Source organism: Neisseria sp. P0021.S005 (genome assembly GCF_051956955.1).
Map to the genome: position 1 here is coordinate 1 of NZ_JBQCWY010000262.1, position 3,999 is coordinate 3,999.

5 protein-coding genes are annotated in these 3,999 nt (G+C 52.0%); 4 read left to right on the forward strand and 1 reads right to left on the reverse strand.

Going from position 1 to position 3,999, the window contains the following annotated elements; translation table 11 throughout:
- The 3 genes from ACTHUE_RS12290 to ACTHUE_RS12300 form a co-directional block, all read left to right on the forward strand.
- A partial coding sequence (locus ACTHUE_RS12290; RefSeq protein ID WP_440423581.1) for an ABC transporter permease subunit occupies window positions 1–331 on the forward strand: 331 nt, incomplete at its 5' end.
- 84 nt (window positions 332–415) lie between these two features.
- On the forward strand, window positions 416–1,276 hold the full coding sequence (gene cysW / locus ACTHUE_RS12295) for a sulfate ABC transporter permease subunit CysW (RefSeq protein WP_070460696.1): 861 nt from the start codon (window positions 416–418) through the stop codon (window positions 1,274–1,276).
- Entirely contained in the window at window positions 1,273–2,346 is a 1,074-nt protein-coding gene (locus ACTHUE_RS12300) for a sulfate/molybdate ABC transporter ATP-binding protein (protein WP_063075725.1), read from the forward strand. Before cysW ends, ACTHUE_RS12300 begins: the two co-directional genes overlap by 4 nt.
- Window positions 2,347–2,400: 54 nt before the next feature.
- Here the strand turns inward: ACTHUE_RS12300 and ung are convergent, their stop codons facing one another.
- Window positions 2,401–3,060 carry a uracil-DNA glycosylase gene (gene ung / locus ACTHUE_RS12305; RefSeq protein WP_107792020.1) on the reverse strand — a complete coding sequence of 220 codons (660 nt, stop codon included), beginning with the start codon at window positions 3,058–3,060 and terminating at the stop codon, window positions 2,401–2,403.
- A 189-nt stretch (window positions 3,061–3,249) separates the two neighbouring features.
- Here ung and ACTHUE_RS12310 point away from each other — a divergent pair.
- Window positions 3,250–3,999, forward strand: a 750-nt coding sequence (locus ACTHUE_RS12310; protein ID WP_440423584.1) for a multifunctional CCA addition/repair protein, incomplete at its 3' end; no start/stop codon positions are given.

The following is a 3,999-nucleotide window of genomic DNA, read 5'->3' on the forward strand; positions in this document are numbered from 1 at the left end:
GTATGAAGAAGCTGCGGCAACTTTGGGCGCAAGCCGTTGGACTACGTTCCGCCGTGTCCTTTTGCCTGAAATCACACCGGCCTTGTTGACCAGTGCAGGCATGATGTTTGCCCGCTCTACCGGCGAATACGGCTCGGTCATTTTCATCGCAGGCAATATTCCGATGGTGTCTGAAATCCTGCCATTGATTATTACCGGAAAACTGGAGCAATACGATGCTCAGGGCGCGTCTGCCGTTGCTCTGTTTATGCTGATGATTTCATTTGTCATCCTGCTGATTTTAAACATTATGCAATGGACTTTAAGCCGCCGCGCCGGAGCGAGGGTTTAACAAACAACAGGCCGTCTGAAACATCAAGCAAACATTTTTCAGACGGCCTAAAAGGATACAAGAATAAATAGAGACTTCACTAACATGAAAACCCATTCCACTAATCCAAACTTGAGCGAACCGCGTTGGCTGCGCGTATTGCTGACTGCTACCGCCTTGGGCTTTCTGCTGCTGATGCTGGTCGTGCCTTTGGTTGCCGTATTCTATGAGGCCTTAAAAGGCGGTTGGGATTTATACCTGCAATCCTTGACCGATCCCGAGGCATGGTCTGCCATCAAATTGACGCTGATTACCGCGCTGATTGTCGTCCCCGTCAATGCCGTCTTGGGCGTGGCGATGGCGTGGCTGCTGACCCGTTTCGACTTCCGCGGCAAGCAGTTGCTGACTACCCTGCTCGATTTGCCGTTTTCCGTATCGCCCGTGGTGGCCGGTTTGATGTTCGTCTTATTGTTCGGCGCGCACACGGCATTGGGCGGCTGGCTGGAAGCGCAAGGCATACAGATTATCTTCGCCATCCCCGGCATTATTTTGGCGACGCTGTTCGTTACCTTCCCCTTTGTTGCGCGCGAAATCATTCCTTTGATGCAGGCGCAGGGCGACAGCGAAGAACAGGCCGCGCTGATTCTCGGCGCAAGCGGCTGGCAGATGTTTTGGCGCGTTACCCTGCCCAACATCAAATGGGCGCTGCTCTACGGCATCATCCTCACCAACGCCCGCGCAATGGGCGAGTTCGGCGCGGTCAGCGTGGTATCGGGACACATACGCGGCGAAACCAACACCATCCCGCTTTTGGTTGAAATCTTCTACAACGAATACAACTTCACCGGCGCATTCGCCCTCTCCAGCGTATTGGCACTTTTAGCCTTGGCTACCTTGCTGGTGCAAAACATCATTACCAAATTACAAGATAAAAAACTCGCCGCCGCCGAAAGGAACGCAGCATGAGCATCACTATTCAAAACTTAAACAAACACTTCGGAGCGTTCCACGCGCTGAAAAACATCAACCTCAACGTCCCCACCGGCAAACTCGTTTCCCTGCTCGGCCCTTCCGGCTGCGGCAAAACCACGCTCTTGCGCATTATTGCCGGGCTGGAAAACGCCGACGGTGGCCAAATTCTCTTTGACGGGCAAGACGTCACCGCCAAGCATGTGCGCGAGCGCAAAGTCGGTTTCGTGTTCCAACACTACGCCCTCTTCCGCCACATGAACGTGTTTGACAACGTCGCCTTCGGTTTGACCGTATTGCCCAAATCCGAACGCCCATCCAAAGAACAAATCCGCGCCAAAGTCGAAGAACTGCTCAAACTCGTGCAGCTCTCCCACCTCGCCAAATCCTATCCGCACCAGCTCTCCGGCGGCCAACGCCAACGTATCGCCCTTGCCCGTGCGCTTGCGGTCGAACCGAAACTCCTGCTTTTGGACGAACCCTTCGGCGCACTGGATGCCAAAGTGCGCAAAGAATTACGCACTTGGTTGCGCGACATCCATCACAACCTAGGCGTAACCAGCATTTTAGTAACACACGACCAAGAAGAAGCCCTCGAAGTTTCTGACGAAATTGTCGTCATGAACCACGGCAAAATCGAACAAACCGGCAGCGCCGAAGCCATTTACCGTAAACCTGAAAACGCCTTCGTTACCGAGTTCTTAGGCGAAACCGACGCTTTTGAAGGACGCATCGAAAAAGGCATCTGGCACTACAACGGCTTCGCGTGGAAATTGGACGCGCACTACAAATGGCAGGAACAAACCGCTATCGGCTATATCCGCCCACACGAATGGCAGCTTGCAGCCGAAAACGAAACACCGATGATTCGTGCCAAAATCGAAAAAATCCACGCCGTCGGCGCATTGACGCATATTTTGGTGAAACACGACAAACAGGACGTACATATCACGCTGGCAGGCAGCGATGCCGCGCGTTACCAAATCGCCGAAGGCAAAGAATTGAACCTGATTCCGAAACAGGTTTATGTCTTTTCTCAAAACGAACTGATTGAATATTCGATTTGAGACTAAATCATAAGGTCGTCTGAAAATCTGCTTTCAGACGGCCTTTCATCTTATTCAAACCTGCCAATCAATCGGCTCTAAACCATGCGCCTGCAAATAAGCGTTTGCCTGCGAAAAATGTTTGCAGCCGAAAAAGCCACGATACGCCGATAAAGGCGAAGGGTGCGGCGCGGTCAGCACCAAATGACGGCTGCGGTCGATAAACGCGCCTTTCTTCTGCGCATGGCTGCCCCACAGCATAAAGACCAAATGCTCGCGTTCCTTATCCAATTGTCGGATAACTTCATCGGTAAACGCCTCCCAACCAAAAGTCGCATGAGAATGAGCCGAACCAGCACGGACAGTCAACACCGTGTTCAACAGCAACACGCCCTGTTCCGCCCAATGCTGCAAATAGCCGTGTTGCGGAATCTGAAAATCCTCAATATCCGTCGCCAACTCTTTATAAATATTGACCAGCGATGGCGGCACCGCAATTTCAGATTGCACGGAAAACGCCAAACCATGCGCCTGCCCCGCGCCGTGATACGGGTCTTGCCCCAAAATCACTACTTTTACATTTCCGAATTCAGTCGTCCGAAAGGCATTGAATACGTCACGTTCAGGCGGATAAACGGTTATCCCCGCCTGCCTTTCATGGCGTACCTTCTCCAAAATCATTTGAAAATACGCCTTTTCTTTTTCCGCACCAATTGCCTCGTGCCAAGTCTGCATTGTTTACCGCTCCGTATTTGAATGGACTTATTATAAAGGATATGCCGCATAACGATATGGTTTGTTGCCGCCGGACTGAATCTTATCGACAGCAACAAGCCTAAAGCGTCATAATAGCGTTCTGAATCAGGCCGTCTGAAAACCCAATACGGCTTTTCAGACGGCCTTTTTATATCGTTCGATTTTTATATGAATACACAAACCATCAAAACCTATCTTGTCGGCGGCGCCGTCCGCGACCATATGTTAGGCCTGCCCGTCAAAGACCGTGATTGGGTAGTCGTTGGAGCAGATGCGCAAACCATGTTGGCTCAAGGCTATCAACCTGTCGGCAAGGATTTTCCCGTCTTTCTCCATCCGGACAGCCACGAAGAATACGCCCTCGCCCGTACCGAACGCAAAACCGCCAAAGGCTATGCCGGATTTAGCTTTCATGCCGATAAAGACGTTACGCTGGAACAAGACCTGATGCGCCGCGACCTGACCATCAATGCCATGGCTCAGGATTCAGACGGCACGATCATCGATCCTTTTGGCGGACAACAAGATTTGGTGGCCGGCATCCTGCGCCACGTTTCGCCTGCCTTTGCCGAAGACCCCGTGCGTATTTTGCGTATCGCCCGTTTTGCCGCGCGCTATGGTTTTCAAATTGCCGATGAAACCATGTCGCTGATGCGGCAAATGGTAGAAAACGGCGAAGCGGATGCCTTGGTTGCCGAACGCGTCTGGCAAGAATTGGCCAAAGGCTTGATGGAGAAAAATCCGCGCCGAATGATTGAAGTTTTGCGCGAATGCGGCGCACTCAAAGTTTTACTGCCCGAGCTTGATGCTCTTTTCGGCGTACCGCAACGCGCCGACTATCATCCCGAAATCGACAGCGGTATTCATACGCTGATGGTTGTACAACGAGCCGCAGAAATGAACCTCTCCCTCGCCGAA